Origin of the sequence: Dermabacter sp. HMSC08H10 (assembly GCF_001807585.1) — a bacterium.
Taxonomy (GTDB): Bacteria; Actinomycetota; Actinomycetes; order Actinomycetales; family Dermabacteraceae; genus Dermabacter; species Dermabacter hominis.
Map to the genome: position 1 here is coordinate 39,885 of NZ_KV789428.1, position 26,305 is coordinate 66,189.

Genomic DNA, 26,305 nt, shown 5'->3' on the forward strand with positions numbered 1-26,305 from the left:
TTAAAAAGGGCCGCGGTTTCACACAGGAAGTGAGAGAACCATGAAGATCACGAGTACTCGCCGACTTTTCCTCCAGGGCACGGCTATCACCGGTGTGGCCGCGGCCGTCGCAGGCTGCTCGCAGAAGAGCGCCGAGGAGCAGAAGGAAGAAAACAAGAAGAAGAATGATGCCGCTGCGAAGGAAGCAGAGAAGCTCCCTTCGACCGCATGGAAGCGCCTGGATTACGATCAGGTTGCCGAGGGTGGCACGCTCTCAGTTGCGATCACGCAAATTCCGGCGAACTGGAACCCGAGCCACATCGACGGCAACGAAGTATCGACAACCAACGTCTCGAACTGGAAGGGCAACGCCAGAAACATCATTGCCGATGAAAAAGGCCAGATGAGCCCGAATCCTGATTACATCGAGTCGGCCGAGATCACGAGCGAAGATCCCCAGATCGTCACCGTGAAGTTCAACCAAAAGGCCGTATGGGATAACGATGGTTCGCCCGTCACCGTGAACGATCTCATCGCCGAGTGGAAGGCCTGCAACGGCGAAAACGAAGAGTTTGCGGCCGTCACAACTCAGGGATGGGACTCCATCAAGGAGGTCCGCGCGAAGGACGACTTCACCGCGGAAATCGAGTACAAGAACCCGTTCCCCGATTGGCTAAGCTTCACCTACCCGAGTGGCCCGAAGGCGCTCTTCGAGACCCCCGAAGCCTTCAACAAGGGATATGTGAACGATCCTGTTCCCGGCTGCGGTCCGTTTAAGATCACGAGCGTTGATCAAAACGGCGGTGTCGTCACGATGGAGCGCAACGACAAGTGGTGGGGCCGCGCCCCGAAGCTTGAGAAGGTTATTTTCAAGGTCACCACTCAGCAGAACATGCCGCAGGCCTTTGCCAATGGCGAAATCGACGTCATCGACATCGCCGATGGTGACACGCTCGGCCAGGCGAAGGGCCGCAAGGGCGCGCAGATTCAACGTTCGAATGGTCTCACGTGGACCCACCTCACGCTCAATGTGAACGCTGGTGAGGGCATTCTTCAGGACATTGAGGTGCGCAAGGCTATCTTTGCCGCGGTGGACCGAAACGCCGTGGGTCGCACGGTGGTTGAGCCCCTCGAGGCACCCATTGTTCTCAAGAACAATTACGTGTACATGCCTGGTCAGGAGGGCTACGAGGATTCGTTCGGCGACAACCTTTCGCCTGACGCCGACACGGAGGGCGCGAAGAAGATCCTCGAAGATGCGGGGTACACGCTCAACGGCAAGGTGTACGAGAAGGACGGCAAGAAGCTCAAGTTCTCGATCATTATTCCTGCGGAGGCGAAGTCGAACGAGGACCGCGCTCGCCAGATCATGACGAACCTCAACCAGGCTGGTTTCGAGATTGATCTGAAGACCGTTCCGAGCGACAAGTACTTCACCGACTACATCCTCAAGCAGAGCTTCGATTTCGTGACGTTTAGCTGGGTGGGTACCCTGCTTGCCGAACTTTCGAGTTCGAACACGTACCTGCCGGATTCGCAGCAGAACTACACGGGCTTTAAAGACGAGAAGCTCACGGAGATCAACACGCGCCTCCAGTCTGAGCTCGATAAGGCGAAGCGCCGCGAGATCGCGAACGAGTACTCGAAGAAGGTTGCCGAGAGCTACACCGTGCTTCCGTTCTACGCGACGCCCAACATCACCGGCCTCAAGGAGGGGCTCGTGAATATCGGCTCCGCGCAGCTCGAGACGGTTGATTTCACGGCCGTTGGTTACGAGCCGGGTAAGGAAGGCTAAGTAGCCTAAGCACTTACTCACCACACCACCGAAGGCCCCGCCTGGTCGCGTGCAACCAGGCGGGGTCATTCTTGTTCACAATGAGTGTTCTTTGGCCCACAACGATGGTTCTCAGCAGGACTTTTGTCGAAATTCCTGAAGCGTCAACGATACGATCGAGAGAGTCCCCCGACCATTCTCGAGAAAGGCCATCATGGCTTTCACAAGCACCCGCCGTCTCTTCCTTCAGGGCACTGCCCTGACTGGCGCCGCGGCAGCACTCACCGCGTGCTCGCAGCAGAGCGCCGAAGAGCGCGCGAAGCAGGCAAGCGCTGCAAACGAAAAAGCCGTAGAGGAGCAGATGAAGCTCCCCTCGACCGCGTGGGAGCGCGCCGACTACGACAAGGTTGCCGATGGCGGCACGTTTACCGTGGCGATCCCTCAGATTCCCGCGAACTGGAACCAGAGCCACATCGATGGCAACGAGGTTTCCGTTTCCGCAATCATGGAGACCGTTTCGCCGGAGACGCCGCTCAAGGCCGATGAAAAGGGCGGCGTTGAACTCAACCCCGATTACTTGACGTCGGCCGAGCTCACGAGCGAAGATCCGCAGATCGTCACCGTGAAGTACAACGAGAAAGCCGTGTGGAGCGATGGCACGCCCGTCACGGTAGACGACTTCATCTCTCAGCAGAAAGCGCAGAACGGCGAGAACGAGGCTTACCAGACGGCCTCGACGACCGGCTGGAGCTCGATCAAGGAGATCCGCAAGATCAACGACTTTGAGGCGGAGATCGAGTACGCGGAGACGTTCCCGTTCTGGAACGTGTACCTCTACCCGAGCTTGCCGAAGGCCATCACTGCAACGCCCGAGGCGTTCAACGGTCTCTCGAGCGAACCGCCCCTCACGCGCGGCCCGTTCAAGATCGACAACATTGATGCCACCGGCGGCGTGGTCACGGTGAAGCGCAATGACAAGTGGTGGGGCCGCGCTCCGAAGCTTGAAACGATCATCTTCAAGGTGACGACCCAGCAGAACATGGCGCAGGCGTTCGTGAATGGCGAGCTCGACATGATCGAGATCGCTGATGGTGATACCTACGGCCAGGCGAAGGGCCGCAAGAATGCCGTGATCCAGAAGTCGAACGGTCTTTCGTGGTCGCACCTCACGCTTAACGTGGGCGGCGCCGAGGGCGCGCTTGGCGATGCGAAGGTGCGCGAGGCGATCTTCCGCAGCATTGACCGCAACGCCGTGGCGCGTGCGGTGATGGAGCCCCTCGAATCGCCCGTGATTCTCGTGGACAACTTCATTTACATGCCCGGCCAGGAGGGCTACGAGGATTCCTTCGGTGGCCTCAAGTTTGATCCGGAAGCAGCGCAGAAGCTTCTTGAGGAAGCTGGCTACAAGAAGAACGGAGATGTTTATGAGAAGGACGGCAAGCCCCTTGCCTTCTCGATCCTCATTCCGGCCGAGGCGAAGTCGAACGAGGATCGAGCTCGCCAGATCATGACGAACCTCAACGCGATCGGTTTCAAGGTTGATCTGAAGACCGTTCCGAGCGACAAGTACTTCGATGACTACGTCGTTCCTGGCCGTTTTGCGGCTGTGACCTTTGGGTGGCGCGGCACGCTTTTCGCTGAGCAGTCGGGCACGAACGTGTTCCTCGAAGGATCGGGCCAGAACTTCACGGGCTTTGCTCCCGCAGAACTCACCGACCTCAACAAGAAGCTTCACTCGGAGCTCGATGAGGGGAAGCGCAAGGAGATCGCGAACGAGTTCTCGAAGGTTCAGGCAGGCGCGTACACGGTTCTTCCGTTCTACGCGACCCCGACGATCATTGGCCTCACCGAGGGCTTCGTGAACGTTGGCGCTGCGCAGTTCGAGACGACGGACTGGACGGCCGTGGGCAAGAAGGCCTGATCGGTTTTCTGGCTACGGGCCGGGTTTCGCTCTCCACGAATTTTCGAGGAGGGCGAGGCCCGGCCCGTTTCGTATGCGCGCAATCGAGGGGGCCGACGCTAGAGGGCCCCGGTCAACACCCCGAGGATGAGGAACGCGGCTGGGATCGCGAGGGGGATGATCCTCACGTGGGACTGGACAGTCCCGATTGCCGAGCTGGCGTCGGAATCCTTGTGGTGCGCGATCTGCCATGCCTCCCACGCGCTCACGAGAACACGCGAGGGTGAGCGTTCCTGGTCGTTGCGCAGGCGCTCGGCGGGGCCGATGTGCTGGCGGCCCGCGCGCCGGTCGCGACCGGAGATGCGCACGTGGGCGTCGGCGGGTTTATCGCGCCCAATTCCCGGAGCGTTCCAGGCGGTAATGGTGCGGGTCGTGCCACTTTCTGTGCGGGCACGGATCGAGACCATGGCGCCAAGGCCGATGTGGTCGATTGCGCCGTAGGGGGCGCTGTACTCGTGAAAAACGTTGCGGATGACCACGCCACGTTGGTAGACGAGGGTCGCGGGTGAGAACAGGACGAGCCACACGAGAGAGGCGGCGAGCGCGAGCCACGGGCCGAACTGGAGGACGGTGTCCCAGCGGTTTTTGAGGATGGCGTCGGCGAGGAGGAACGCGATGATCGCCCACGTGAGAGCGGGAATCCACAGTGCGCTCGCGGGGCGCAGAGAGATGGGTTTTTCGCCTTCGGTATCGAAGTTGGGCGTCACTGGTCGCCTTCGACGGGATCGCCGATGTAGGCGCGTACGAAGCGTTTCACCTGTTCGTGAGCGTCGGCCCACGTTTTCGCGCGGCCGCTGCCCACGAGGTAGCCGACCGCCATTGCCGCGAAGGGCCCCGCGGGGCGCACGACGGTGTGGGCGGCGACGCCCGTAAGCGAGAGGATGAGGTCGCGGTCGTCCTCGGTGAAGGCAGGGGTGAAGCCGGAGTCCTCTGCGGAAGCGTCGATGAAACGCTGAAGGGCTTCGATCATTGCCGGGTCGTCAGCCTTGGGGGTCATGAGTGTGTCTCCTTCACTTGGGGTCGTGCCCATTATCGCCTATCGAGCACCGATGCTGCCGCCGAGCGAGAGGACGCGCGCGCGGTCGCGCTCGAGAATGAGAAGGGCGTTCGCTTCAGCGAACGGGCGAAGGCGCGGCCCCTCGCACTGGGTCGCGATCAGGCGCCCGTGCTCGATCGAGAGGTGGGCGGGTTTCACGGTGGCGCCGGCCTTGAGCGGGCGATCCTTGCGGCGCACGTTCTCGAGCGGGAGGGTGATGGGCCGCGAGGGCGCGCCAAGCAGTGGCGCGACGAAGACATGGAACGCCGTGAAGGCGCCGACGGGGGTTCCGGGAAGGTGCACCATGGGGATCGTGGCGCTGCCTTCGGCATGGTCGACGGGCAGTCGCCCCACGCCTTGTGGCCCCCCGGGGCGCATCGCGAGGTGTTCGAAGATGGAGCAATTGAGGCCCGGCGTGGCGCCGAAGCCCTCGCCGAACGCCGCTTTCACGACGTCGCGCGCGCCAGAGCCGACACCGCCCGTCGTCACGATGAGGTCGTGCCGCGGCGCGATGGAGCGCGCGAGTCCAATGAGCTCTGCGGGATCGTCACCGACGTGATGGATGCTCGCCTCAGCGCCGAAGCGCGCGCATGTCGCCTCGAGCATCGGTCCGTTCGATTCGAGCACGGCGCCGCAGCGCGCTCCCGTGTCCGGGTGCAGGTCGGTCACGAGTTCGTCGCCCGTCATGACGATCGCGACTCGGCGCGGCCGCGTCAAACGCGCATGCGTCACCCCCACCGAGAGCGCGATCCCGATCAGCTCGGGGGTCACGATGTCGCCGGAACGCGCGAGCACATCGCCTTCGGGAATCTCCTCGCCGACCTCGCGCACGTGGCGACCCGGCGCGAGCGCTTTGGCGCGGTCGGCTTCGGCAATCGCGAGGGTGATGCGCGCGGGGGCGCGATCCGCCGTGGGATCGGCATCCGTGAACTCGACGGGGATCACGACATCGAGGTCATCGGGCAGCAGGCCGCCCGTCATGATGCGCGCGGCAGTTCCCGGGCTACGTTTTCCGACGGCTGCCCTGCCAGCAGAGATGTCACACGTGACCTCGAGCCCGGCGGGGCAAGCGTCGGCCGCTCCCTCTCCCAGCCCGAGTTCACGCGTACTCACGGCGAACCCATCCATCGCGCTCATACGGAACTGCGGGGCGGGGATGCGGGCGGTCAGGGGTTCGGCGAGCCTCCTGCCAAGTGCCCCTGCGAGCGGGGCGTCTTCGGTGCGGTCAGGGGCGAGGGCGGCGAGTGCGATCACTCGCGCGCGCCATTCGTCGAGGCTCACGTGCATATCGACATCTTTCGTGGCAGCGGGATCATTGCTCACCAACGTACACGCTCGCGAACGCGCCAGTGGTGGTTGGCCGATGCGTGATGCATGCCTCACGTACCCTACAATGGGACCACACCCGGAGTGACGTTGCCCGGGCCCGGATGCAACGCTGCTTTCGGATAAGAGTGGAAGGATCCCCAATGTTTAACCCCACCCGTCGTTCAGTCCTCGCGGCCACCGCAGCTGGTGCTGCTGTCGCCGGTCTCGCTGCGTGTTCCAATGACAATTCGAAAGGCGGCGGCGCTGCCAAGGCCGATTTCGAGGAGCGCGGCCCGATCAGCGTCGTGCGCGGTAAAGACAACACCGGTAAGTTCCAGGAATTCATCAAGCAGTGGAACGACAAGCACCCCGATGAAAAGGTGACGCTCATTGAGCTTCCCGAATCGGCTGACGAGCAGCGCTCGCAGCTCATCAACAACGCGCAGGCGAAGTCCGATGCCTACACCGTGCTCGGCCTCGACGTCGTGTGGACGGCCGAGTTCGCTGCCCAACAGTGGGTGGTCGAGCTTCCCGAAGACAAGTTCGACCTGGATGCGCTTCTTCCCTCGACCGTCGAGACAGGCAAGTACTTCGACAAGCTCTACGCCGTGCCCTACACGACGAACGCCCAGCTCCTCTTCTACCGCAAGGACCTCCTCCAGGCGGCGGGCTCGAACGAGCCGCCCAAGAGTTTCGAGGAGATGTACCAGATGATCGACGCAATTCGCGGAACCGAAGAGGGCAAGGACACCCTCGGTTTCGGCTCGCAATACTCGAAGTACGAGGGCCTCACGGTGCAGTTCACGGGTCTCGCGAAGTCCGCGGGCAAAGACCTGTTCGACAAGGAAGGCAAGCCCCAGGCGAACTCCGATGAGGCAAAGGCTGGCCTCAAGGCAGCCAAGGACGGCTTCGACAAGAAGTTCATCCCCGAAGAGGCCCTCACCTACAAGGAAGAGGAAAGCCGACAGGCCTTCCAGGACGGTCGCCTTGCCTTCCTCCAGAACTGGCCGTACGTGTGGAACCTCGCGAACGCTGACGATGGCTCGTCGAAGGTCAACGGCAAGTTCGATGCCTGCCCGGTCCCGGGCATCGGTAGCAACACCGGTGCAACCGCGCTCGGTGGTCTCAATTACGGGATTTCTGCCTTCGCGAAGAACAGAGGCACCGCGATCGACTTTATTTCGTTCCTCGCCAGTGAGGAACAGCAGAAGGCCCAGGCTCTCGCTACCGGCGAGGCACCCGCCCACGCCGCCGTGTATGAAGACCCTGAGGTGCTCGAGAAGTACCCGTACTACCAGACCCTCAAGGCTGCGGTCGATAACGGCACTGCACGACCGCAGGTCGTCAAGTACGGCGATGTGACGCAGGCGATTCAGGAAGCCGCTTATGACGTGCTTTCCGGCTCGAAGGAAGTCGACGAATCGCTCGATGCTCTTCAGAAGACCCTCGAGGAACTTCAGGCCTAAACGCTATGAATCGGGTCCGCGGCGCTCATCACGGTGCCGCGGGCCCGATCCGCTTTCAACCCTTTGAAGGGAACGCTGCATGTCTCGCTCCGACATCTCGAAAGGCGAAGGTCGCCTCGCCTATCTACTTCTCTTGCCCACGCTTGTCCTCTTGGCGATCGTCGTGGGCTTCCCTCTCGTACTCTCCGTGTGGCAGTCGTTCTTCGTCACCGGCGGCGGGATCGACCCCGAAACGGGCTTCATTCAGCAGGGGGACACGTTCGTCGGGCTCCAGAACTACATGGACGCCTTCACGTCAGTCGGCGCGGGCGCCGGGTTCTGGAATGCTTTCTGGAACACCACGCTCTTCACGATTATTGGCGTCAGTATCGAGACCGTTCTCGGCGTTGCTATGGCACTCATCATGGCCCGCGCGATGCGTGCCACGGGCCTTATCCGCGCGTCGATTCTCGTCCCGTGGGCCATTCCGACGGTTGTCTCGGCCCTCATGTGGCAGCTCATTTTTGACGCGAACGGCATCGCGAACAAGCTGATCCAGCACCAGGTGCTGTGGACAACCGAGGGGTGGCAAGCGAAGGCCGCGGTGCTCATCGCCGATATTTGGAAGACCGCCCCGTACATTGGCCTGTTGACCCTCGCGGGGCTCCAGACGATCGATGAGCAGGTTTACGAGGCGGCAAAGGTTGATGGTGCGAATCGCTGGCAAACCTTCTGGCGCATTACGCTTCCCATGATCCGCCCCGTGCTCGTCGTGGCCGTTTTGTTCCGCATGCTCGATGCGATGCGCATGTTCGATCTTCCATATGTGCTCCTCGGCAGGCTCGAGTCCGGCCAGACCCTCTCGATGCTTGCGCAAGATGCCGCAACCAAGACCAACTACGGCATGGCGTCGTCATACTCGATTGTGCTGTTCTGCTACATCTGCCTCGTAGCCTTCGTCTTCATCAAGGTGCTTGGGGCCGATGTACTCGGTGAAAGCGCCAAGAAGAAGCCGAAGAAAAACAAGAAGCGTCCGAGCCTGCGTGCCAGTAAAAACACCACCGTGACCGAGGGGAGCATGCCGTGAGCACCGCCGCCACCCACACCGCATCCGAAAACGAGACGCCGCGCACGCCCGTCACGCCCAAGAAGCACAAGGGCAACACTGGCGCGAAGATCATCGTCGGTCTCGGGGTCGCGTTCATCCTCGTGTACTGCCTCGCGCCGTTCTACTGGATGCTCGTGAGCTCCTTGCGACTGCCGAGCATGGGCCGATCGACCGATCTGATCCCGAATCCGATCTCGTTCGAAAACTTCAAGGCTGTGTTCGACCCAGCAAATAATTTTGGTCGAGCACTTCTCAACTCGCTTGTTGTCGCGGGCGGTACCACCCTCCTCGTGTTGTTGCTCGGGACCGCGGGCGCGTACGCGCTTGCACGCCTCAACTTCTGGGGCAAGGTCCTCGTGATGTTCGCGATCGTCGCGACGTCGATGTTCCCCGTAATCACGCTCGTTGTTCCCCTCTTGAAGCTGTTCAGCGGCGGTTACGACTGGGCGCCGATCAACTGGATCAACACCTACCAGGCGATGATCCTGCCAACGATTAGTTTCGCGCTCCCCCTTGCCGTGTGGAACCTCAACGCGTTCTTCCGGCAGCTTCCCGTGGAGCTCGAACAGGCAGCGATGGTCGATGGCACCACCCGTATCGGCGCGTTCGTGAGGGTCATCCTCCCGCTCGCGACACCGGGCATCTTCACGACGGCGATCATCACCTTCATCGCCGCGTGGAACGAGTTCCTCATCGCTCTCACGATGGTCAACGACCCCGCGATGCAGACCGCGAACGTCGCAATCTCGAAGTTCACGGGCATTTCGCAGTTCGACACTCCCTACGGCACGAAGATGGCGGCGGGCGTGATCGTGACGGTTCCTCTCATCATCATGGTGCTCGTGTTCCAGCGCCGCATCGTTGGTGGTTTGAGCGCGGGCTCGCTCAAGTAGTCCGTCGCGTAGCCTTGAGGGCATGAGTCTTTCCGGTCTTTCGCAGCTCCTCACGCCCGAGGGTATGGCCCTCCTCGACTCGCTTCCCAAGTATTCCGAGGAGGGCTCTCTTGCGCTCTCGCAGCGATTGCGCGGCGAAGGCCACTGTCCCGAACTCATCGCGGCGGCCCTCACCCAGTCACGTCTGCGCGCCAAGGCGCGCGACAAGTTTGGCGATTTCGCCTCGAGCATGCTGTTCACTGCGCACGGGCTCGAGCAGGCCACGCGGCTCGAGGTGGCGGCTCATCACGCCGCGCGGTTTCGCGACGCCCAAGTCCGGCGCGTAGCCGATCTTGGCTGCGGACTCGGGGGCGACACGATCGCAAAGGCGGCCCTCGGCCTCGAGGTTCTGGGCGTGGACTGCGATGAGGAAACGGCGGCACTCGCAACGGTGAACGTGCGCCCCTTCCCGAATGCGCGCATCACGCTTGGCCGGGCCGAGGACGTCGATTTTTCACACCTCGACGGCGCGTGGTTCGACCCCGCACGCCGTCAGAGCCGCCGTGGTCGCACGACGCGCATTCACGACCCCGAGGAGGCCACGCCGCCGCTCTCCTTCGTTCGCGCGGTAGCCGATGAAGTTGGCGCGGTGGGCGCAAAGCTCGCCCCCGCAATCGATCACGAGCACCTCGTGCCGGGCACGGAGACGCAGTGGGTCAGTTGGCGCGGCCAGGTTCTCGAGGCATGCATGTATTTCGGTCCGCTCGCCAGGCGCGTCGGCAAGGGTGCGCTCGCGGTACCGAGCGAGGCAACCGTCGGACCCGCCGGCGCCCTCGCCGAGGGCGCCGTGATCGCGCGCTCAGCCCTCGTGCTCGGTTCCGACGCTCGCTCAGCCCAACTCGTGCCCGATTCGAGTGACGAGGCCGAGCTGCGCAACCCTCCCGTGGGCTCGATTTGCGCGTACCTGTGGGAGCCCGATGGCGCGGTGATTCGCGCGGGCCTTCTGGGGACGCTCGCGCGAAAGCTTGGCGCGCACACGATTGACGACTCGATTGCCTACCTGAGCAGCGATGATGCCTCGCAAGCTGCTCTCGATTCGCCTCTCGCGCGGGCGTTTCGCGTGCGCGAGGTCATGCCGTTCACGACCAAGAAGATCGCGGCGAGGCTGCGCGAACTCGAGGTGGGCACGCTCGAGGTGAAAAAGCGCGGCATGGATATCGATCCGGCAAGGCTCAGGAGCGAGCTCAAGCTTGATCGGCGCGCACCGCACGCGGCGACGCTTATCGCCACGCGGGCCGGTGGCAGCCGCGTCGCGATTATCGCCGAGGCCTGCTAGTGCGCAGAGCCTAGACTGCCTCGAGCACGCGCTCCACAAAGTTCGGGTACTCGAGTAGCTCCGGCTCGAGCAGTGCGATGAGGGCACGCTCGATGCCGCCCTCCCCCGCTTTCGCCGCGGTCCCATCGATCGCGCTTTGCTGCGCATCGGGCGAGGCTACGCCATCGCGCTGGCGGCGAATCCACCCGGCTATTGCGGGCACGGCCCCTGCGGCTTCACGCCCCGCCGCGAGCTCCCTGAGGGTGATGGGGAGGATGCGGATGCGCAGCTTCGCGAGCGAATCATTGCCGATCTGCGAGAGCAAGTGCTTGATGTTGGGGTTCTCGAACCGCTCGAGGAGCGCCTCACGGTAGGCGGCGGCCTCGACCTCGCCCGGGAGATACCGCGTGGCCTCGTCCCACAGCGTCTCAACCTCGGCACGGACCTCGCGATCGCCGATAGCCTCGGCGACGGTCTCGTAGCCGCGATTCACGGCGGCATTCGCGAGCAGAGTGTGCGCACCGTTGAGGAGCCACAGCTTGCGGTTTTCGTATGGCTCAAGGTCATCCGTGAAAATCGCACCGGCCCTTTCCCAGGCGGGCCGGTCACCCACGAACTCGCCCTCGATAATCCACGAGGCAAATGGCTCGGTGACGACCGGCGAGGCGTCCTCGAAGCCCGTGAGCTCCTTCGCCGTTGCCCGATCGGCGTCCGTCGCCTTCGGGGTGATCCGGTCGATCGAGGTCGAAGTCACCGACACGTTGTCCTTGATCCACGTCGCGGCCTCGGCGCCAAGGCACGCCGCGTATTCATCGATCACGCCGCGCGTGAGCGGGCCGTTGCCGGGGAGGTTGTCGCACGGCACGATCGTGATCGCGCCGGCTCCCGAGCGGCGGCGCGCGTCGAGGCCGAGCACGAGACGCGCGAGGGCGGTCTCGAGCTTGGGTAGGCGGGCGTCGGATTCCAATTCGCCGGCCGTGCCCGCGGCATACTCCTCAAGCGCTTTCAAATCCGCCTTGACCGCGTCGTTGGCGCGGTCGAGCGCACCCTTCGCGTCGGTGCCGTACCCGGCCTCGGTGACGGTGAGGGTCACGAGCGAGACGTCGGGCGAGCGTAGGTCTGCGCACAAACCTTCGAGGTCGTTCGCCGCGTGCGCCTCGGAAATGACCGACATGACCTGCGCATCATCGCCTTCGGCCCCGCGCACGATGAGCGTGTACAGGCAGTCCTGGGCCGAGAGTTCCTCTGCGGCGCGGGGGCTACGGCCCGTGTAGGCGGAGAATCCCCATTCGCCGTCGTCATCCACCTCGCTCGTGTACCACGCCTGATGGGCGCGGAAGAACGCTCCGAGGCCCAAGTGGACAATGCGCACGGGGCGCGGCTCGAGGCCGCCCTTGGCAGTGAGATCGGCGTCGCGGCTGAGAACAGTCATCACTTCTCTCCCTTCGAAAGCATCGATTCGAGTTTGAAGACTCGCGCGGGCTGGTCAACCGTGAGCTCGCGGATGATCCGTAGCGCGCTCGACTTGGGAAGGCGCCCCTCCATGACGTAGCGCGCGAGGAACGCCGCGTCGCAGCGGCGCGCCATGTCGTGGCGCGTAGGAATGGAGAGGAATGCGCGCGTATCGTCGATGAAACCGGAACCCCGCGTGAATCCCGCGGTTTCGGTAATCGCCGAACGGAAGCGAATGATCGCGTCGGGGGCATCGATGAACCACCAGGGGGCACCGATGAACACGCTCGGATAAAAGCCCGCGAGCGGGGCCACCTCGCGCGAATACATCGTTTCGTCGATACCGAAAAGCACGAGGTGGAAGCCCTCCTCAAGCCCCACCTTTTCGAGAAGCGGGCGAATGTTGCGCGTATATTCGACCTGCTCGGGAATGTCGTGGCCCGTGTCGGGACCGAACCGCTCGAACGTCGCCGTCGAATGGTTGCGGAACACGCTCGGGTGCAGCGTCATGACGAGGCCGTCCTCGACACTCATCTGGGCGCAGCGCACGAGCATCGCGCCCGTAAAGTCACGCTTCTCGGCCTCGCTCGCCGTCCCATCGACCGCTTTCGCGAGGAGCGCTTCCAGCGCGTCATCGTCGAGGTCGATCGTGTACGGGGTCGGCACGCCGTGGTCGGCCGAGATCGCGCCGGCCTTGATGAAGCGTTCGCGCGAGGCCTTGAGGGCGCGCAGGTAGTCCGCAAGCGAGCGCGGGTCACCTCCCACGCTGTCCGCGAGCGCCGTTGCGGCCTCGGTAAAGCCCGGCTTGTTCGGGTCGAGAAAACGGTCGGGGCGCCAGGTCGGGACCACTCGCCCGTAAAGCTCGCCCGCTTCGTGGAGTAGCGCGAGTTCTGCGTGGGCCTCAAGGTCGTCGAGGGGGTCGTCGGTCGTCGCGAGGAAGGCGATCTTGAAACGCGTGAAAAGGGCACGCGGGCGGAACTCTTCGGTCGCCAGTTTCTCGGAGATCTGGTCGTAGAGCCGATCGGCGCTTTGCGCGCTAGGTTCCTCGTCGATGCCGAAGAGCGACACAAATTCGTCTGTGAGCCAGTAGCCGCTCGCGGTTCCCTCGAGGACGTGCCAGTTGGCGCAGAGAATCCGCCAGGCCTCGCGCGGATCGACAGGATCGGCGGTGCCCACGCCCACATCGCGGAGGTCGACGCCGTTCGCGTGGAGCATGCGGAACACATAGTGGTCGAAGGTGAGGAACAGGGTGGTGGGATCCGGGAACGGCTCGTTGTCGAGAAGGAGGCGGGGGTCCACATGTCCGTGCGGGGAAAGGATTGGAAGGTCCTTCACCTCGGCATAGATTTCACGTGCGAGGGCGCGCGTGTCGGGGTCGGCGGGAAAGAGTCGGTCGGGGTTGAGGTCGAGCGTCACTGTCACTTTCTCCCTTTCGGTTGGGGTGCGGGGCCGACGGAGCCTCGCATGAGTAGCTGCGTGGGGTACCTATCGGTTCCACGATCGCGCTCGCCGCTGAGCGCGGCGTGCACGTGGCGGATGGCCGCGGCGCCCATGTCGTCGAGCGGCGCGGCGATTGTGGTGAGCGGTGGGCAGGTGAAGTCGGAGCCGAAAATGTCGTCGATGCCGGCGATCGAGAAGTCCTCGGGGATGCGAAGGCCAGCGTCTCGTGCGGCGGTGAGCAGGCCAATCGCCATGATGTCGTTGTAGGCGATCACGGCGCTCGCACCCGTATCCCGCACCGCGTCGAGAGCGCGCTGCCCCGCTTCGCGGGTGGGGCGGTTCGGGCCGATCGTGAGGGCCTCAATCTGCTCGTCGCGGGCAGCGGCTTCGATGACCGCCCAACGCTTCGCGTTCGTCCACGAGCTCGCGGGGCCCCCAAGGTAGCAGAGGCGGTCGTGCCCCTCTGCGGCGAGGATTCGCACGAGTTCTCGCAGGGCCGGCTCGTGATCGGCAAGCACCGAAAAGGCCGACGGCGACTCGCGATTGATCGTGACCACGGGATTGAGAGCCGCGACTGTCGCAATCGCTTCGTCGTCCAAACGGGAGCTGGCGAGAACGAAACCGTCAACCGAAGGCGCGAGGGAGCGGGCACGCGAGGCTTCCTTCACGTGGTCCTCGCGAAACTCGGACGTGACAAGTACGTAGCCGTCCTTTTCTGCCTCGCGTTCGGCGCCGCGAACGATCTCGAATGACACGGGGTTCGTGATGTCGGCAACGAGCAGTGCGATGGTTCCAGTGCGGCCCGTGGGAAGGGCACGAGCGGCGGGGTTTGCGCGGTAGCCGAGCGTTGCCGCTGCCTCCTTGACGCGCTCTTCGGTGGCTTTGCTGACGCGGCCGGGTTTGTGAAGGGCACGCGAAGCGGTAGAGGCGCTGACTCCCACGTGCTTCGCGATGTCGTAGATCGTGACGCGACGCGCGGGTGTGCGGCGCGGTGGTGCGGGGTGTTCGTTTGGCATTTTGAGCTCTCGACGACGTCGTTGTCCTGTGCAGTCACGTCGAGACTACCCCCGAGGCCAGAGCGACGGCAACCGGTTGCACAACGCCGCGATATGTGCAACCCTGATCGAGTCAGGAATCAACGATGCCGCCGCGACTAGGGATCCCGAAGATGCGATACGCCACCACGCTCCTTTCCAGCACACAGGAAGGAGCCACCGTCACCCTCCATACGGATGCCACCCCCATCCGTCTGCTTGCCGTCACACCCGAGATTCTTCGCATCCGCGCGGGCTTTACCGATGACGGCGCATTCCGCGAGGCGTCCTACAGCCTCGTCACCACGGCCTGGCGCGATGAACTCGACGACTACATGGGCGCCAAACGCACCCGACTCGAACCCTCCCCCCTCTCCCTCGAGAACGACCCCGACTCCCCCACCGTGACCGTGCGAGGGGAGCGCTTGAGGATCGAGATAGACCGGGAGCCCTTCCGCCTCCGGGTTTACGATTCCGACGGTTCCCTCCTCCACGCCGATCTCATCGATCGCGGGTACCGGCTCGATCGCAATCAGCGGCGCATCCACACGAGCGAAATTGCCGCGGGCGACCACTTCTACGGATTCGGCGAAAAAACCGGCGAGTTCAACAAGGCGAAATCGTTCATGACGATGCGCGCCCAGGACTGCCTCGGCTACGACGCTGAGAGGGCCGATTCCCTCTATAAGCACATCCCGTTCTACATCAAGGCGAACGAGGTGAGCGGGGCAGCCGTCGGATACTTCTACCACAACACGTTCGCGTGCGATTTTGACATGGGCCGCTCCCACTCCAACTACTGGCCTGCCCATTCGACCTACCGCACCGACGGCGGAGATATTGATCTTTTCCTCATTGCCGGCCCGAGCGTGCGCGAGGTCGTGACTCGCTACACGCTCCTCACGGGAACCTCGGCGATGCTCCCCGCCGCCGCCCTCGGCTACCTCGGCAGCTCGATGTACTACCCCGAGCTGCCCAAGGATGCAGACGACGCGATCCTCAACTTCTACGATCACGCGCGGCGTGAAAACATCCCGATGGACGGCTTCCAGCTCTCCTCGGGCTATTGCCAGCAGGAGACCGACGAGGGCCTCAAACGCTGCGTGCTCACGTGGAACACGGAACGCTTCAAGGACCCGGCCGCGTTTTTCGCCGAGTCGAAGCGGCGCGGCATTGTCGTCTCCCCGAACGTGAAGCCCGGCGTGCTGAACGTCCACCCGCGCATGCCCGAGCTGATCGAGGACGGCGTGTTCGTGCGCGCCTCCGAGTCGGATGAGCCGGCACCCGCGCGCTGGTGGGGCGGCCCCGGCCACCTCGTTGACTTCACGAACCCCAAGGCCCGCGAGCGCTGGGAAAAAGACCTCACCGAGAACATGCTCGACTTCGGCACGGCGTCGATTTGGAACGATAACTGCGAGTATGACTCGATCGTTGACGAGGATGCCCGCTGCGATTTTGACGGCTACGGTGCTCCCCTCGCCGAGGCGCGCTCGATCATGGCAAACATTATGTGCTCGCTGACCGCCGACGCGATCGGAAAAGCACACCCGAACGCGCGCCCCTTCATCGTGTGCCGCGCGGGCTACGCGGGAATCCAGCGATTCGCGCAAACGTGGTCGGGCGATAACCACACGTGCTGGGAAACCCTCAAGGGCAACATCGCGACAATGCTCGGCATGAGCTTGTCGGGCGTTGCTAACCAGGGCGGCGATATCGGTGGCTTCCACGGCCCCGCGCCCGAGGGGGAACTGTTCGTGCGGTGGGTTCAAAACGGTATCTTCCAGCCGCGCTTCTCGATCCACTCCGTCAACAGCGACAACACGGTGACAGAGCCGTGGATGTACCCGAGCCTCACTCCTCTCGTGCGAGAGGCGATCCAACTGCGCTACCGCCTGTTCCCGTACCTGTACTCGCTCATGGAGCGCGCGCACCGCACGGGACTTCCAATCGCGGAACCGCTCGTGAGTGCCTTCCAGCACGATCCCGCGGTGTGGGACGAGAGCGTGAACTACATGCTCGGCGATTCGCTGTTCATCGCGAACGTCGTCGACAAGGGCGCCGACTCGAAAACCGTCACGTTCCCCGCGAACGAAACGTTCTACGACCTTGCCACCCGCGAACGCTACGAAGGTGGGCGCAGCTACGACATCCCCGTCACGCTCGCCTCGATCCCCACGTTCGTGCGTGAAGGTGGCATGGTCCCGCTCGCAAGCGAGGACCACATGAGCGTGTCGACCGAAACGGTCGACGCCCTCACACTCGTCACCGCGCCGGGACGCGACGGCCAGTTCACGCTCTATGAAGACGACGGCGTGAGCATGGACTACACGCGCGGGCGTTATTCTTCGACAACAGTGACCATGACCGCCGGTGACCGAGCCGTCTATACCTTCACCCACGAAGGAGACCTCGACACCCGCATCACGACGCTCGAACTCCAGGCCATTTCCCACGGCCAGGCACCCTTCTGGGTGAGCATCGACGGCGAGCAGATCCCGCACGCCCTGCACCCGAGCGACTTCGACTCGCAGGCCACCGTGTGGCTCTACGATCTCGAAACGTCCACCGTCCGCATTAAAACCCCATGGGATTCGAGCGAACACACGATCGTGGTCTCGTTCGAACAATTCGACATGATCGGCATGTAAATCCCCTCCCCTCGACCGTTGCAAGGAGGCAACATGACTCGTCGCATGACACGACGATCGGCGCTCGGCCTCGGGGCCGCCGCGCTGTCCGCCGCTGCGCTCGCCGGATGCTCATCCGGAAAGTTCACGAAGGACGGCAAGGTCAAACTGCGCATGGCCCACACGCTGGGCGACAAACACCCCACCTCGAAGGCCCTCGAAATCTTCGTTGACGAGGTCGAAAAACGCTCGAACGGAGACATCGGCATCGAGGTGTTCGGCAACGGCGTACTCGGAAGCGAGACCGAGTCGATCGAACAGCTGAGCCGCGGTGTCGTGGACATCGTGCGCTGCGCGGCGCCGTCGATCGCCCCGTACTCCTCCGGATACAACGCCTTTGGCCTGCCGTTCCTCTTCGATGACGAAGAACACTACTACCGCGCGATGGACTCGGGCGATATGCGCACCTTCTTCGATTCGAGCACGGAGGACGGTTTTCGCACGCTCACCTACTACACATCGGGGGCGCGGTCGTTTTACACGGTCGACAAGGCGATCGAAACGCCAGAAGACCTGCGCGGCTTCAAGATCCGCGTGCAGAACTTCCGTTCCCAAACCGAACTCATCAGCAAGCTCGGCGGCACACCGCTCATCCTGCCGTTCGGCGAGATCTACACGGGCCTCCAAACGGGTCTCGTGGACGGCGCCGAATCGAATGAGACTGCCCTTACCGACTCCGCGCACGGCGAGGTCGCGAAGGTCTTTACCTACACCGAGCACACCATGATTCCCGACGTCCTCTCGTTCAGTGAGGCAACGTGGAAGCTCCTCGATGCGGACCACCAAAAAGTCCTCAGCGAAGCGGCCATCGCCTCGACCGAGAAGCACAAGACCATTTGGAGTGAGGCGATCACCACGGCCATCACGGATGCTGAGGCCATGGGAGTCACATTTGTGAAGGACGTGGACCGCAAGTCGTTCCGCGAGCTTACCTCGGGCATCGTTCCCGAATTTGTTGACAAGTACGACGGCGTGAGCACCGTGCTCGACGCCATTGAGCACGCACGCAAGGGGGCGTAAGGGCCATGTACGACACCATGCTCAAGCTCAAGAAGGGCATCACTCTCGCCCTGTTCGTGATCGCCGGCGTTCTACTCGCCGCCATGGCGCTCCTCGTGATCATTCAGGTGTTCACGCGCTACGTTCTTTCCGATCCTGCCGATTGGACCGAGGAGCTCGTCACCGTTTCGCTCATGTGGGCCTGCTTCCTGTGCGGCGCATACGCGTTCGTCAACCGCAAGCACATGGCTCTCGTATTCTTCCGCGACCGCCTCCCCGAGGTTGGAAAGCGGATCGTCATGATCCTCGTCGACGCACTCGCGCTCGCCTTTGCGGCGATCGTGATCGTGTGGGGCGGCACGCAGCTCACGCTCGTCTCCCTCGATGCGCCATCCGCGATCCTCCAGATCCCCCGTGGCCTCTCCTATGGCGCGGCCCCCGTCGGCGGGCTCTTCATGGTGCTTGCCCAGATCATCAACCTCTGGGAGGACTTCACGGGTGAAACCCTGCCCGACACCGACCTTGGCGCCGACGACGAGACGCTCGTGGCCGAAGCCGCCGCAGATATCCGCACCGAGACTAAGGAGGCCCGCGCATGAGCACCATGACGGTCACCCTGCTCCTGTTTGGCACCTTCTTCCTCCTGCTCGCGGTTGGCGTGCCCATCGCCATTGGCATTTCCGTTGCCGCGTTCGCGAGCATCCTCATGATTCTGCCGCCCGACCAGGCCATCTTCGTCGTCATGCAGAAGATGAACACGGGCCTCGAGTCGTTCACGCTGCTCGCAATCCCACTGTTCATTCTTGCGGGCAACATCATGAACAACGGCGGTATCGCCAAGCGCCTCATCTCGCTCGCAGAACTCGTCACGGGCCGTGTTCCGGGCTCGCTCGTGCACACGAACATCGTGGGCAACATGCTGTTCGGCGCCCTTTCCGGTTCGGCGGTCGCCGCGGCAGCCGCAATCGGCGGCACCATGAGTAAGCAGCAGCGCGAGCGCGGCTACGACCCCGCGTTCACCGCAGCAGCGAATATCGCGTCGGCCCCCTCGGGCCTGCTCATTCCTCCGACCACGGCCTTCATCGTGTACTCGATGATCGCGGGCGGCACGTCCATCGCGGCGCTGTTCATGGCCGGTGCGGTGCCGGGCATCCTCATGGGCCTGACCGTGATCGCGGTTGCGCTCGTGTATGCGATCCGCAAAAAGTACCCGACCTCGGGACATGTGAGCGCCGCGCAGGCCGGTAAAACCATCCTCGAAGCCATTCCGGCGCTTCTGCTCATCGTCATCGTCGTCGGTGGCATCGTCGCGGGCATCTTCACCGCGACCGAAGGGGCGGGCATCGCCGTCGCGTACTGCCTCATCCTCTCGCTCCTGTACCGCAGCCTCACGTGGAGCGACATAAAGGCGGTCATGGCCCGCACGATCGGCACGACCGGCGTGATCCTCCTGCTGATCGCCGCGAGCTCGGCGATGAGTTGGGTCATGGCCTACACGGGCATGCCGCAGGCGATCAGCGATCTTCTCCTCGGTGTTTCCGATAACCCGATCGTGATTCTCCTGCTCATCAACATCGTCCTCATCGTCGTTGGCACGTTCATGGACATCACGCCCGCGATCCTCATCTTCACGCCGATCTTCCTGCCTATCGCGGAGGGCATCGGCATGGATCCGGTCCACTTCGGCGTGGTGCTCGTGTTCAACATGTGCATCGGCACGATGACCCCGCCCGTCGGCTCGGTGCTCTTCATCGGCACGAGCCTCGCGGGCACGACGATCGAGAAGGTCATCCCGAGGCTCCTGCCGTACCTCGCGGCACTATTCCTCATGCTGCTCATCGTCACCTTCGTGCCCGTGCTTTCGCTATGGCTGCCGGGCGCGATGGGGCTTCTATAGCTGTTAGCCAACGAGCAGCGTGTGAAATCAAAGGAGATTTATATGGCTTCAATGCACCCTTTTACAGGGGTGGATGGACGTCACCGTCGCCCCTCCCTCGCCGTTTCTCGGCGGTCTGTTCTCGGCTTTGCAGCAGCAGCCGGCGCAGCCAGCATGCTTGCGGCGTGCGGAGGGGCGGAAGGTAGCGTGAGCACAGATCACGTTCTTTCCATATCCCTCAATCAAACGGAAACGCACCCGAGCTACATCGCGCTCACGAAATTCAGTGAACTTCTTGAAGAAGCCACGAATGGCCGTTGGGGCGCGCGAGTGTATGCGAACGAGAGCCTCGGTGCCCAGCAGGAAGTCGTTCAGCTCGTGGCCGATGGCGCCGTGGATATGGCCGCCATTTCAAGCCCTCAGATGGAAAACCTGTCTCTTCGTTTCCGCCCACTCAACCTGCCCGGCGTCTTTACCGATAGCGACCATCAGGCGGCTGTTCTCAAGGACGAGTCGATCGTGGGCGAGCTCTTCGAGTCACTTGTGGAGTCAAAGAACATCCGTGTCCTTGGCGGTTTTACACAGGGATCACGTCACCTGTACACGAATACTCCCGTCGCTTCCCCTGACGACCTCAAAGGCAAGAAGATCCGCGTACAGGAGTCCGATGTTTTCATCGCGCTCATGCGTGCAATGGGGGCCTCCCCCACGCCGATGGCCTACGGCGAGGTGTATACCGCCCTCCAGGCAGGCGTGCTCGATGGCGCGGAAAACAATGAGATTAGCTACGTGAAGCAGCGCCACTATGAGGTCGCGAAGCACTTCACGCTCACGAACCACCTCGTGGGTCTCGACTACATCGTCGCCGGCGAAAACACGCTCACGAAGATGAGTGTTCAGGATCGCGAAGCATTCCTGAGCTGCTTCACCAAAGCGCAAGACTATTTCGTTGAGCTCTGGAACACCGAGACCGAAAAGGCCATCGACACGATGAAAGAAGCCGGCTCGACAATCCACGAGATCGATCCCTCGGCGTTCGGCCCGGCAATCGACTCGGTGGCCGAACAGTTCCTCTCGAACTCCGAGGATGAAGAGCTCTATACGAAAATCCGCGAACACCAATCAGCGAAGGGAGCGTCGAAGTGAGTACCGCAAGCGCCCCTACCCGAACCAATGCTCCTACATCCTCAGTTCGCCGCTGCATCATCGAGGTTCTCAAGTGGATCAGCATCGCCATCTTCGCGGTGCTCGTCCTCGTGGTGTTGTGGCAGGTGATCGCACGCCAACTCCTCGGCCAGCCCTCGACTTGGTCAACAACCGTCGCGCAGTACATGCTCGTGTGGCTCACGTTGTTCTCGATGGCGTTCGTGTTTGCGGAGCGCGGGCACGTGGCCGTCGATATCGTGTCTCGCCTTGCACCGCCCGCCGTGCAAAAGATTCTCGCGGTTCTGGTGGAGGTCGCGATCGCACTCTTCGCCGGACTCGGCCTCGTGTGGGGCGGCATCCGCGGCGTAGGGCTGACGTGGACCCAGACGATTCCAGGATTGCCGGTCACGATCGGCCACATGTACCTCGCGCTTCCCGTGTGCGGCGTGATCGTCGTTGTCGTAGCCATCATGGACCTCATTGACGCGTCAAAGCACGGTGTGCTCGCATCGCTCGAGCCCCAGGCTTCCGACGGCATCCCCGCCCCTGCGATTCCTCGTCAGAGCGCAGATGCGGGCCCCCATTCAGCGCACCGAAGCGTCGGTGGCTCGATCGACACGACGGAGGTGTGAGCCGTGGATCCCGCAATGCTCGCCGGTTCGATTCTCGTTCTTGGCATCGCTTTTCTCATTCTCATTGGCGCTCCTATCGCCGTCGCTATCGGATTGCCGTCGGTGATTGCGCTGATCGCTGTGCTGGATGCCGACTCCGCTGTGTTCGTTGCGGCGCAGCGAATGTTTACGGGTTCGAGTTCGTTCACGTTGCTCGCAATCCCGTTCTTCGTTCTCGCCGGCAACCTTATGAATAGTGGCGGTATTGCCACGCGCCTGATCGATGCGGCAAAAGTTCTCGTGGGCCGTTTGCCGGGCTCCCTCGCACACACGAATGTGGTCGCGAATGCGCTTTTCGGTTCGGTTTCGGGGGCCGCCGTGGCGTCGGCAGCTGCCGTTGGTACGACGATGAATCCTCGTCAGCGCCGCGAAGGGTATGACCCGGCTTTCGCTGCGGCCGTCAATGTGGCCTCTGCACCGTCGGGCATGCTCATCCCGCCGTCGAACACCTTGATCGTGTACTCCCTCGTATCGTCGACATCGGTCGCCGCGCTATTTGTTGCGGGCTACGGTCCCGGGATCGTGTGGGTGCTCGCGTGCATCGCCGTTGTGCTTCTTGCCGCGCGGCGACGCACCGAATTGCGGGGCGCCGAAGAGCGCGTTCCTTTTGCAGTGGCCTGTATGACGCTTGTGAGGGCCCTGCCCGCGATCCTGATGATCGTGATTGTCGTGGGCGGTTTGCTTGCCGGCATTTTCACGGCAACGGAGTCTGCGGTGATCGCGGTCGCTTACTGTTTCGTGCTCGGCCTCATTTACCGGGAGCTACACCTCAAAGACCTGCCGGGAATCCTTGCGGCCTCGGCCCGCACGACAGCAGTGGTCATGTTGCTCGTTTCGGTTTCCTCTGCGCTCGGCTGGGCGCTCAGCTACGCGACGATCCCCGAGACGGTCGCGCACGCACTGCTATCCCTAGCCGATTCGAAGATTGTCATCTTGCTCATCATGATGACAGTTCTGCTTATCGTCGGTACTTTCATGGATCCCACCCCCGCGATCCTGATCTTCACGCCGATCTTCCTGCCTATCGCTGAAAAGCTTGGCGTGGATCCGATCCACTTCGGTCTCATGATCACGTACAACCTGTGCATCGGCACGATCACGCCACCCGTAGGCAATGTGCTGTTCGTGGGTTCGAAAGTGGGTGGGGTGCGCGTTGAACCCGTCATCAAGGCGCTCGTGCCGTTCTTTATCGCGCTCATGATCGGGCTTTTGCTCGTCATGTTCATCCCGCAGATCACGTTGTTCCTGCCGGGCGTGTTCGGAGTGCTCATCTAGCGAGTGCGCGCACTCGCTACTCGGTATCGCGGGGCACCCACCGTGCAATTTGCGCGGCGAGGTGCCCCGCGCCGTATCCGTTGTCGATGTTGACGACCCCGATGCCGGGCGCACATGCCGAGAGCATCGTGAGGGCTGCGCTGATGCCTCCGGCGGCAACGCCGTAGCCCACGGACGTGGGCAGAGCGACGACGGGGCACGCGACCTGGCCGGCGATCACGGTGGGAAGTGCTCCGTCCATGCCCGCAACGGCGATGATGCACGCCGATTCACGCAGCTCAGGCAAGCGTTCAAGGAGCCGGTGTAGGCCCGCGATCCCAATATCGGGAATGAACCGCGTCGGCCGGCCCAGGTAGCGTGCGGTCAGCTCCGCCTCGCGCGCGACGGGGAGGTCACTCGTGCCGGCACAAGCGATGGTCACGAGCCCGCCGGTGGGGGTCGGTTCCGACGCCGGCCACGCCCCTATCGACGCTTCTTCGTCAAAGAAGAAACCTGGCAATTCTTCGCCAAGTGCGGCGGCTTTATCGGTGTCGAGGCGAGTGAAGAGGGTGGCAAGCGCGGGCGCCGTCCCCGTGTCGCGTGAACGCTGCCGGATCGCGCGGGCAATGCGCACGAGCTGATCGGTGCTTTTCGCGTCGCACAGAATCGCCTCGGGTGCGCCGCGCCGGCTAGCGCGGTCAAAATCGAGGTTAGCGATGCTGGCGAGGGAGGCGTCGGCCCCCTTGTGCGCGCTCATAGCGTTCCCTTCGCGTTCATGATGCTGAGGGTAAACGCGCCCGACTGGAGGCCGTCGAGGTCGAGACTCACGTAGGCGAATCCTGCAGCTTTACCGGCAGCGACCAGGGCGGCCCGCACCTCCGGTTCCACGGCGCGGGCGAGCTCGTTTCGCGGCAATTCGAGGCGGGCGACGCGGCCGTGGTGGCGCGCGCGGCAATCGCTGAAGCCGAGGTCAAAAACAGCATCCTCGAGGTCCTCGACCTGGCGGAGTTTCGCGGGCGTGACCTCCTCGCCGTGGGGAATGCGCGAAGCGAGGCACGGCGCTGCGGGTTTGTTGGCGACGGGGACACTGAGGGCGCGGGCAAGTTCGCGCACATCGCTTTTGGTGAGGCCGGCGCTCGCGAGGGGCCTGAGCACCGCATGGTTCGTTGCGGCGCTGGCGCCTGGGCGGTCGGGCCGCTTCGCATCGTCGGCGTTTTCGCCGTAGGCCACGGCGTCGAGGCGAAGCTCATCGAGGAGCTCGCTATCGATCCGCGTGAAAAGTTCGTCCTTGCAGAAGAAACACCGGTCCACGCCGTTTGCCACGTACTCGGGGCGCTCTCCCTCGTGCGTCTCTATCTCGTGAACCTGCACCCCGATGTCGTCTGCGACCTCGTGCGCGATCCGGCGCTCTCGCCGCGCAAGCGAGGGTGAGACGCCGAGGAGTGCCACGACTCGATCGGGCCCGAGGGCGCGCAGTGCGAGCGCGGCGAGGGTCGCGGAGTCGACTCCCCCGGAATAGGCGATGCCGACACGCTCATGCTGGGCGAGCTCGCGCATGGCGGCGTCGGCGCGCGAGGCAAGGTGGGTGGGGAGCGGGCTTTCGTGCACGCTCACAGGGCCTGCCGCTCACTCGCGAGGCGATGGAGCACCTCACCAGCGTGATCGACGACGAGGGTGTCGGGGTCGCGGCGAAGCTCCTCGAGATCGAGTGACGCTGGATCGACGTACTCGACGTTGTACTCTTCGCACACTTCGGGCGGGATCTGCGTCGCAAATGCGCGGCGCACGCGGTTGTTTTCCTCGCCAGTCTCGGGGTCGTACGTGCCAAGGCCCGTGACGTGCGTCGAGTGGGCGAGTTCGCCCCACGGGTGGTTCTTGAAGCGGTCCCACTGCTTCGTGAAGTACTCGATGTTGTGGTAGCCGATGTCGCGAAGGCCCGGATGCATGGCGGCAACCTCGGTGATGTGCGGGGCATAGATGATGACCTGGCCACCGTCGGCACACACCGGCTCGAGCTTGTAAAAGCCCTTTGCCCCCGTCCAGATGTCCTCGTACATCTCCGGCATGATCGCGACGATCCGCTTGTACGGTTTTTCGACGTAGCGGATGTGCGTGTGAGCCGAGATCTGCGCGCACGCGGCCCACGCGCTCTCGGGGCTGCCGAAGCTCATCGCGTGGAGGTCGCTGCTCGCGGAGCGCACGACCATCGCGAGGCAGTATTTGGTCGTCTCGATGCGTGCACTTGCCGCGTCGATGAGCTCTCGCACGGGTGTGATGCCAAGCGCACCGATGATGCGGCTCGCCGTGATGAGCGCCCCCACCCAGTGCGAGATGTCGATGACGTCGTGCACGGAGCAGCCGGGGAAGAAGTATTTATTGCCGCCTGAGAATCCCACGACTTCGTGGGGAAACACGGGGCCGACGATAAGGTTGACGTCCGCTTCGACGACGTGGCGATTGATGTTCACGCGCATGGGAACATCCGTGAGAAGCCCGCCCGTGAGCTCGGCGATCGTGTCGGCACCGATCTCACCGAGGTCGGCGATCTCCTCGTCGTTGTCCCATTCGTGGTTGCGGATCTCGAACGCGGGGTACGCGTCTTTGAGCTTTCCGCGCTCGGCGCCGAGCATCCGCTCGATGCTCTCTTCGCTCATTGCGGCGTGCGTGCCGAGCGCAATGAGCACCGTGATGTGCGAAGCGCGGTTCTTGAGCGCGTCGTGAACGGCGGGCATCACGCGAGGAAGCGGCACGGAGCGGGTGCCGTCGGGAATGATCACGCACACGCGCTTGCCGTCGAGATCGGCTGTCGCGAGTTGCTCGGCGACAAATCTCGAAATCTGCTCGTCGGTGAGCGTCTCGTCGGGGCCGCCGATGCGAGCGGCGGCGCTCACCAAAGATGCGGGAATGGGCTTCACGTGATCAACTCGTTCGCTCATATTGCCCATTATC

Annotated in this window: 22 protein-coding genes; 13 read left to right on the plus strand and 9 right to left on the minus strand. The window is 63.2% G+C overall.

Features of this window, described 5'->3' with window-relative positions:
• The first annotated feature begins 40 nt into the window (after window positions 1-40).
• A complete protein-coding gene (locus tag HMPREF3176_RS07920; protein ID WP_070459547.1) occupies window positions 41-1,774 on the plus strand; it encodes an ABC transporter family substrate-binding protein in 1,734 nt (577 codons plus the stop codon).
• 193 nt (window positions 1,775-1,967) lie between these two features.
• Entirely contained in the window at window positions 1,968-3,674 is a 1,707-nt protein-coding gene (locus HMPREF3176_RS07925; protein WP_070459550.1) for an ABC transporter family substrate-binding protein, read from the plus strand.
• A gap of 98 nt (window positions 3,675-3,772) precedes the next feature.
• Here HMPREF3176_RS07925 and HMPREF3176_RS07930 read toward each other — a convergent pair whose 3' ends face one another.
• The 3 genes from HMPREF3176_RS07930 to HMPREF3176_RS07940 are packed head-to-tail and all read right to left on the minus strand — an operon-like array spanning window position 3,773 to window position 6,072.
• Entirely contained in the window at window positions 3,773-4,420 is a 648-nt protein-coding gene (locus HMPREF3176_RS07930) for a hypothetical protein (RefSeq protein ID WP_070459553.1), read from the minus strand.
• The gene (locus HMPREF3176_RS07935) at window positions 4,417-4,710 is read right to left on the minus strand and encodes a DUF6457 domain-containing protein (protein WP_070459556.1); all 294 of its coding nucleotides are present in this window, start codon (window positions 4,708-4,710) and stop codon (window positions 4,417-4,419) included. Before HMPREF3176_RS07935 ends, HMPREF3176_RS07930 begins: the two co-directional genes overlap by 4 nt.
• Before the next feature lie 39 nt (window positions 4,711-4,749).
• On the minus strand, window positions 4,750-6,072 hold the full coding sequence (locus HMPREF3176_RS07940; protein WP_141742397.1) for a molybdopterin molybdotransferase MoeA: 1,323 nt from the start codon (window positions 6,070-6,072) through the stop codon (window positions 4,750-4,752).
• 146 nt (window positions 6,073-6,218) lie between these two features.
• Here HMPREF3176_RS07940 and HMPREF3176_RS07945 point away from each other — a divergent pair, with 146 nt between their 5' ends.
• The 4 genes from HMPREF3176_RS07945 (at window position 6,219) to HMPREF3176_RS07960 (ending at window position 10,818) form a co-directional block, all read left to right on the plus strand.
• Window positions 6,219-7,523 carry an ABC transporter substrate-binding protein gene (locus HMPREF3176_RS07945; RefSeq protein WP_070459562.1) on the plus strand — a complete coding sequence of 435 codons (1,305 nt, stop codon included), beginning with the start codon at window positions 6,219-6,221 and terminating at the stop codon, window positions 7,521-7,523.
• A 79-nt stretch (window positions 7,524-7,602) separates the two neighbouring features.
• Entirely contained in the window at window positions 7,603-8,589 is a 987-nt protein-coding gene (locus HMPREF3176_RS07950) for a carbohydrate ABC transporter permease (RefSeq protein WP_070459564.1), read from the plus strand.
• Window positions 8,586-9,503, plus strand: coding sequence for a carbohydrate ABC transporter permease (locus HMPREF3176_RS07955; protein WP_070459566.1), 918 nt, complete (start codon window positions 8,586-8,588; stop codon window positions 9,501-9,503). Before HMPREF3176_RS07950 ends, HMPREF3176_RS07955 begins: the two co-directional genes overlap by 4 nt.
• Window positions 9,504-9,525: 22 nt before the next feature.
• The gene (locus HMPREF3176_RS07960) at window positions 9,526-10,818 is read left to right on the plus strand and encodes a THUMP-like domain-containing protein (RefSeq protein WP_070459569.1); all 1,293 of its coding nucleotides are present in this window, start codon (window positions 9,526-9,528) and stop codon (window positions 10,816-10,818) included.
• Window positions 10,819-10,828: 10 nt separating this feature from the next.
• Here HMPREF3176_RS07960 and HMPREF3176_RS07965 read toward each other — a convergent pair whose 3' ends face one another.
• Genes HMPREF3176_RS07965 through HMPREF3176_RS07975 form a run of 3 tightly spaced genes read right to left on the minus strand, consistent with a single transcriptional unit; the run spans window position 10,829 to window position 14,705 of the window.
• Complete coding sequence (locus HMPREF3176_RS07965; protein ID WP_070459573.1) at window positions 10,829-12,229, minus strand: mannitol dehydrogenase family protein; 1,401 nt, start codon at window positions 12,227-12,229, stop codon at window positions 10,829-10,831.
• Window positions 12,229-13,665 (minus strand): glucuronate isomerase, encoded by a 1,437-nt coding sequence (gene uxaC, locus HMPREF3176_RS07970; protein WP_070459576.1) that lies wholly within the window; start codon window positions 13,663-13,665, stop codon window positions 12,229-12,231. Before uxaC ends, HMPREF3176_RS07965 begins: the two co-directional genes overlap by 1 nt.
• Window positions 13,666-13,667: 2 nt before the next feature.
• Complete coding sequence (locus HMPREF3176_RS07975; protein WP_070459579.1) at window positions 13,668-14,705, minus strand: LacI family DNA-binding transcriptional regulator; 1,038 nt, start codon at window positions 14,703-14,705, stop codon at window positions 13,668-13,670.
• Window positions 14,706-14,857: 152 nt separating this feature from the next.
• Here HMPREF3176_RS07975 and HMPREF3176_RS07980 point away from each other — a divergent pair, with 152 nt between their 5' ends.
• From HMPREF3176_RS07980 to HMPREF3176_RS08010, 7 genes are all read left to right on the plus strand, one after another.
• Complete coding sequence (locus HMPREF3176_RS07980) at window positions 14,858-17,371, plus strand: glycoside hydrolase family 31 protein (RefSeq protein WP_070459583.1); 2,514 nt, start codon at window positions 14,858-14,860, stop codon at window positions 17,369-17,371.
• A 33-nt stretch (window positions 17,372-17,404) separates the two neighbouring features.
• Window positions 17,405-18,430, plus strand: a complete 1,026-nt coding sequence (locus tag HMPREF3176_RS07985) for a TRAP transporter substrate-binding protein (RefSeq protein ID WP_083286328.1) — start codon at window positions 17,405-17,407, stop codon at window positions 18,428-18,430.
• Window positions 18,431-18,435: 5 nt separating this feature from the next.
• Entirely contained in the window at window positions 18,436-19,008 is a 573-nt protein-coding gene (locus HMPREF3176_RS07990) for a TRAP transporter small permease (RefSeq protein ID WP_070459586.1), read from the plus strand.
• Complete coding sequence (locus HMPREF3176_RS07995; protein WP_070459588.1) at window positions 19,005-20,306, plus strand: TRAP transporter large permease; 1,302 nt, start codon at window positions 19,005-19,007, stop codon at window positions 20,304-20,306. Before HMPREF3176_RS07990 ends, HMPREF3176_RS07995 begins: the two co-directional genes overlap by 4 nt.
• A 186-nt stretch (window positions 20,307-20,492) precedes the next feature.
• Window positions 20,493-21,431: a TRAP transporter substrate-binding protein gene (locus HMPREF3176_RS08000; protein ID WP_246826701.1), complete on the plus strand. Its 939-nt coding sequence runs from the start codon at window positions 20,493-20,495 to the stop codon at window positions 21,429-21,431.
• Window positions 21,428-22,063, plus strand: coding sequence for a TRAP transporter small permease (locus tag HMPREF3176_RS08005; RefSeq protein ID WP_070459595.1), 636 nt, complete (start codon window positions 21,428-21,430; stop codon window positions 22,061-22,063). Before HMPREF3176_RS08000 ends, HMPREF3176_RS08005 begins: the two co-directional genes overlap by 4 nt.
• Before the next feature lie 3 nt (window positions 22,064-22,066).
• Window positions 22,067-23,377 carry a TRAP transporter large permease gene (locus tag HMPREF3176_RS08010; RefSeq protein WP_141742400.1) on the plus strand — a complete coding sequence of 437 codons (1,311 nt, stop codon included), beginning with the start codon at window positions 22,067-22,069 and terminating at the stop codon, window positions 23,375-23,377.
• A 16-nt stretch (window positions 23,378-23,393) separates the two neighbouring features.
• On the opposite strand, the gene larB is transcribed toward HMPREF3176_RS08010, so the two are convergent.
• Genes larB through HMPREF3176_RS08025 form a run of 3 tightly spaced genes read right to left on the minus strand, consistent with a single transcriptional unit; the run spans window position 23,394 to window position 26,301 of the window.
• Window positions 23,394-24,113, minus strand: coding sequence for a nickel pincer cofactor biosynthesis protein LarB (gene larB, locus HMPREF3176_RS08015; protein WP_070459601.1), 720 nt, complete (start codon window positions 24,111-24,113; stop codon window positions 23,394-23,396).
• Window positions 24,110-24,913, minus strand: coding sequence for an ATP-dependent sacrificial sulfur transferase LarE (gene larE, locus HMPREF3176_RS08020; RefSeq protein ID WP_070459675.1), 804 nt, complete (start codon window positions 24,911-24,913; stop codon window positions 24,110-24,112). Before larE ends, larB begins: the two co-directional genes overlap by 4 nt.
• A gap of 53 nt (window positions 24,914-24,966) precedes the next feature.
• Window positions 24,967-26,301: a lactate racemase domain-containing protein gene (locus HMPREF3176_RS08025; RefSeq protein WP_141742401.1), complete on the minus strand. Its 1,335-nt coding sequence runs from the start codon at window positions 26,299-26,301 to the stop codon at window positions 24,967-24,969.
• Window positions 26,302-26,305 lie beyond the last annotated feature (4 nt).

Coding starts and splice junctions, on each gene's coding strand:
- HMPREF3176_RS07920 (WP_070459547.1), top strand. CDS start 41: ATGAAGATCACGAGTACTCGCCGACTTTTCCTCCAGGGCACGGCTATC.
- HMPREF3176_RS07925 (WP_070459550.1), top strand. CDS start 1,968: ATGGCTTTCACAAGCACCCGCCGTCTCTTCCTTCAGGGCACTGCCCTG.
- HMPREF3176_RS07935 (WP_070459556.1), bottom strand. CDS start 4,710: ATGACCCCCAAGGCTGACGACCCGGCAATGATCGAAGCCCTTCAGCGT.
- HMPREF3176_RS07945 (WP_070459562.1), top strand. CDS start 6,219: ATGTTTAACCCCACCCGTCGTTCAGTCCTCGCGGCCACCGCAGCTGGT.
- HMPREF3176_RS07950 (WP_070459564.1), top strand. CDS start 7,603: ATGTCTCGCTCCGACATCTCGAAAGGCGAAGGTCGCCTCGCCTATCTA.
- HMPREF3176_RS07960 (WP_070459569.1), top strand. CDS start 9,526: ATGAGTCTTTCCGGTCTTTCGCAGCTCCTCACGCCCGAGGGTATGGCC.
- HMPREF3176_RS07965 (WP_070459573.1), bottom strand. CDS start 12,229: ATGACTGTTCTCAGCCGCGACGCCGATCTCACTGCCAAGGGCGGCCTC.
- HMPREF3176_RS07975 (WP_070459579.1), bottom strand. CDS start 14,705: ATGCCAAACGAACACCCCGCACCACCGCGCCGCACACCCGCGCGTCGC.
- HMPREF3176_RS07980 (WP_070459583.1), top strand. CDS start 14,858: ATGCGATACGCCACCACGCTCCTTTCCAGCACACAGGAAGGAGCCACC.
- HMPREF3176_RS07985 (WP_083286328.1), top strand. CDS start 17,405: ATGACTCGTCGCATGACACGACGATCGGCGCTCGGCCTCGGGGCCGCC.
- HMPREF3176_RS07990 (WP_070459586.1), top strand. CDS start 18,436: ATGTACGACACCATGCTCAAGCTCAAGAAGGGCATCACTCTCGCCCTG.
- HMPREF3176_RS07995 (WP_070459588.1), top strand. CDS start 19,005: ATGAGCACCATGACGGTCACCCTGCTCCTGTTTGGCACCTTCTTCCTC.
- larB (WP_070459601.1), bottom strand. CDS start 24,113: ATGAGCGCGCACAAGGGGGCCGACGCCTCCCTCGCCAGCATCGCTAAC.
- larE (WP_070459675.1), bottom strand. CDS start 24,913: ATGCGCGAGCTCGCCCAGCATGAGCGTGTCGGCATCGCCTATTCCGGG.
- HMPREF3176_RS08025 (WP_141742401.1), bottom strand. CDS start 26,301: ATGGGCAATATGAGCGAACGAGTTGATCACGTGAAGCCCATTCCCGCA.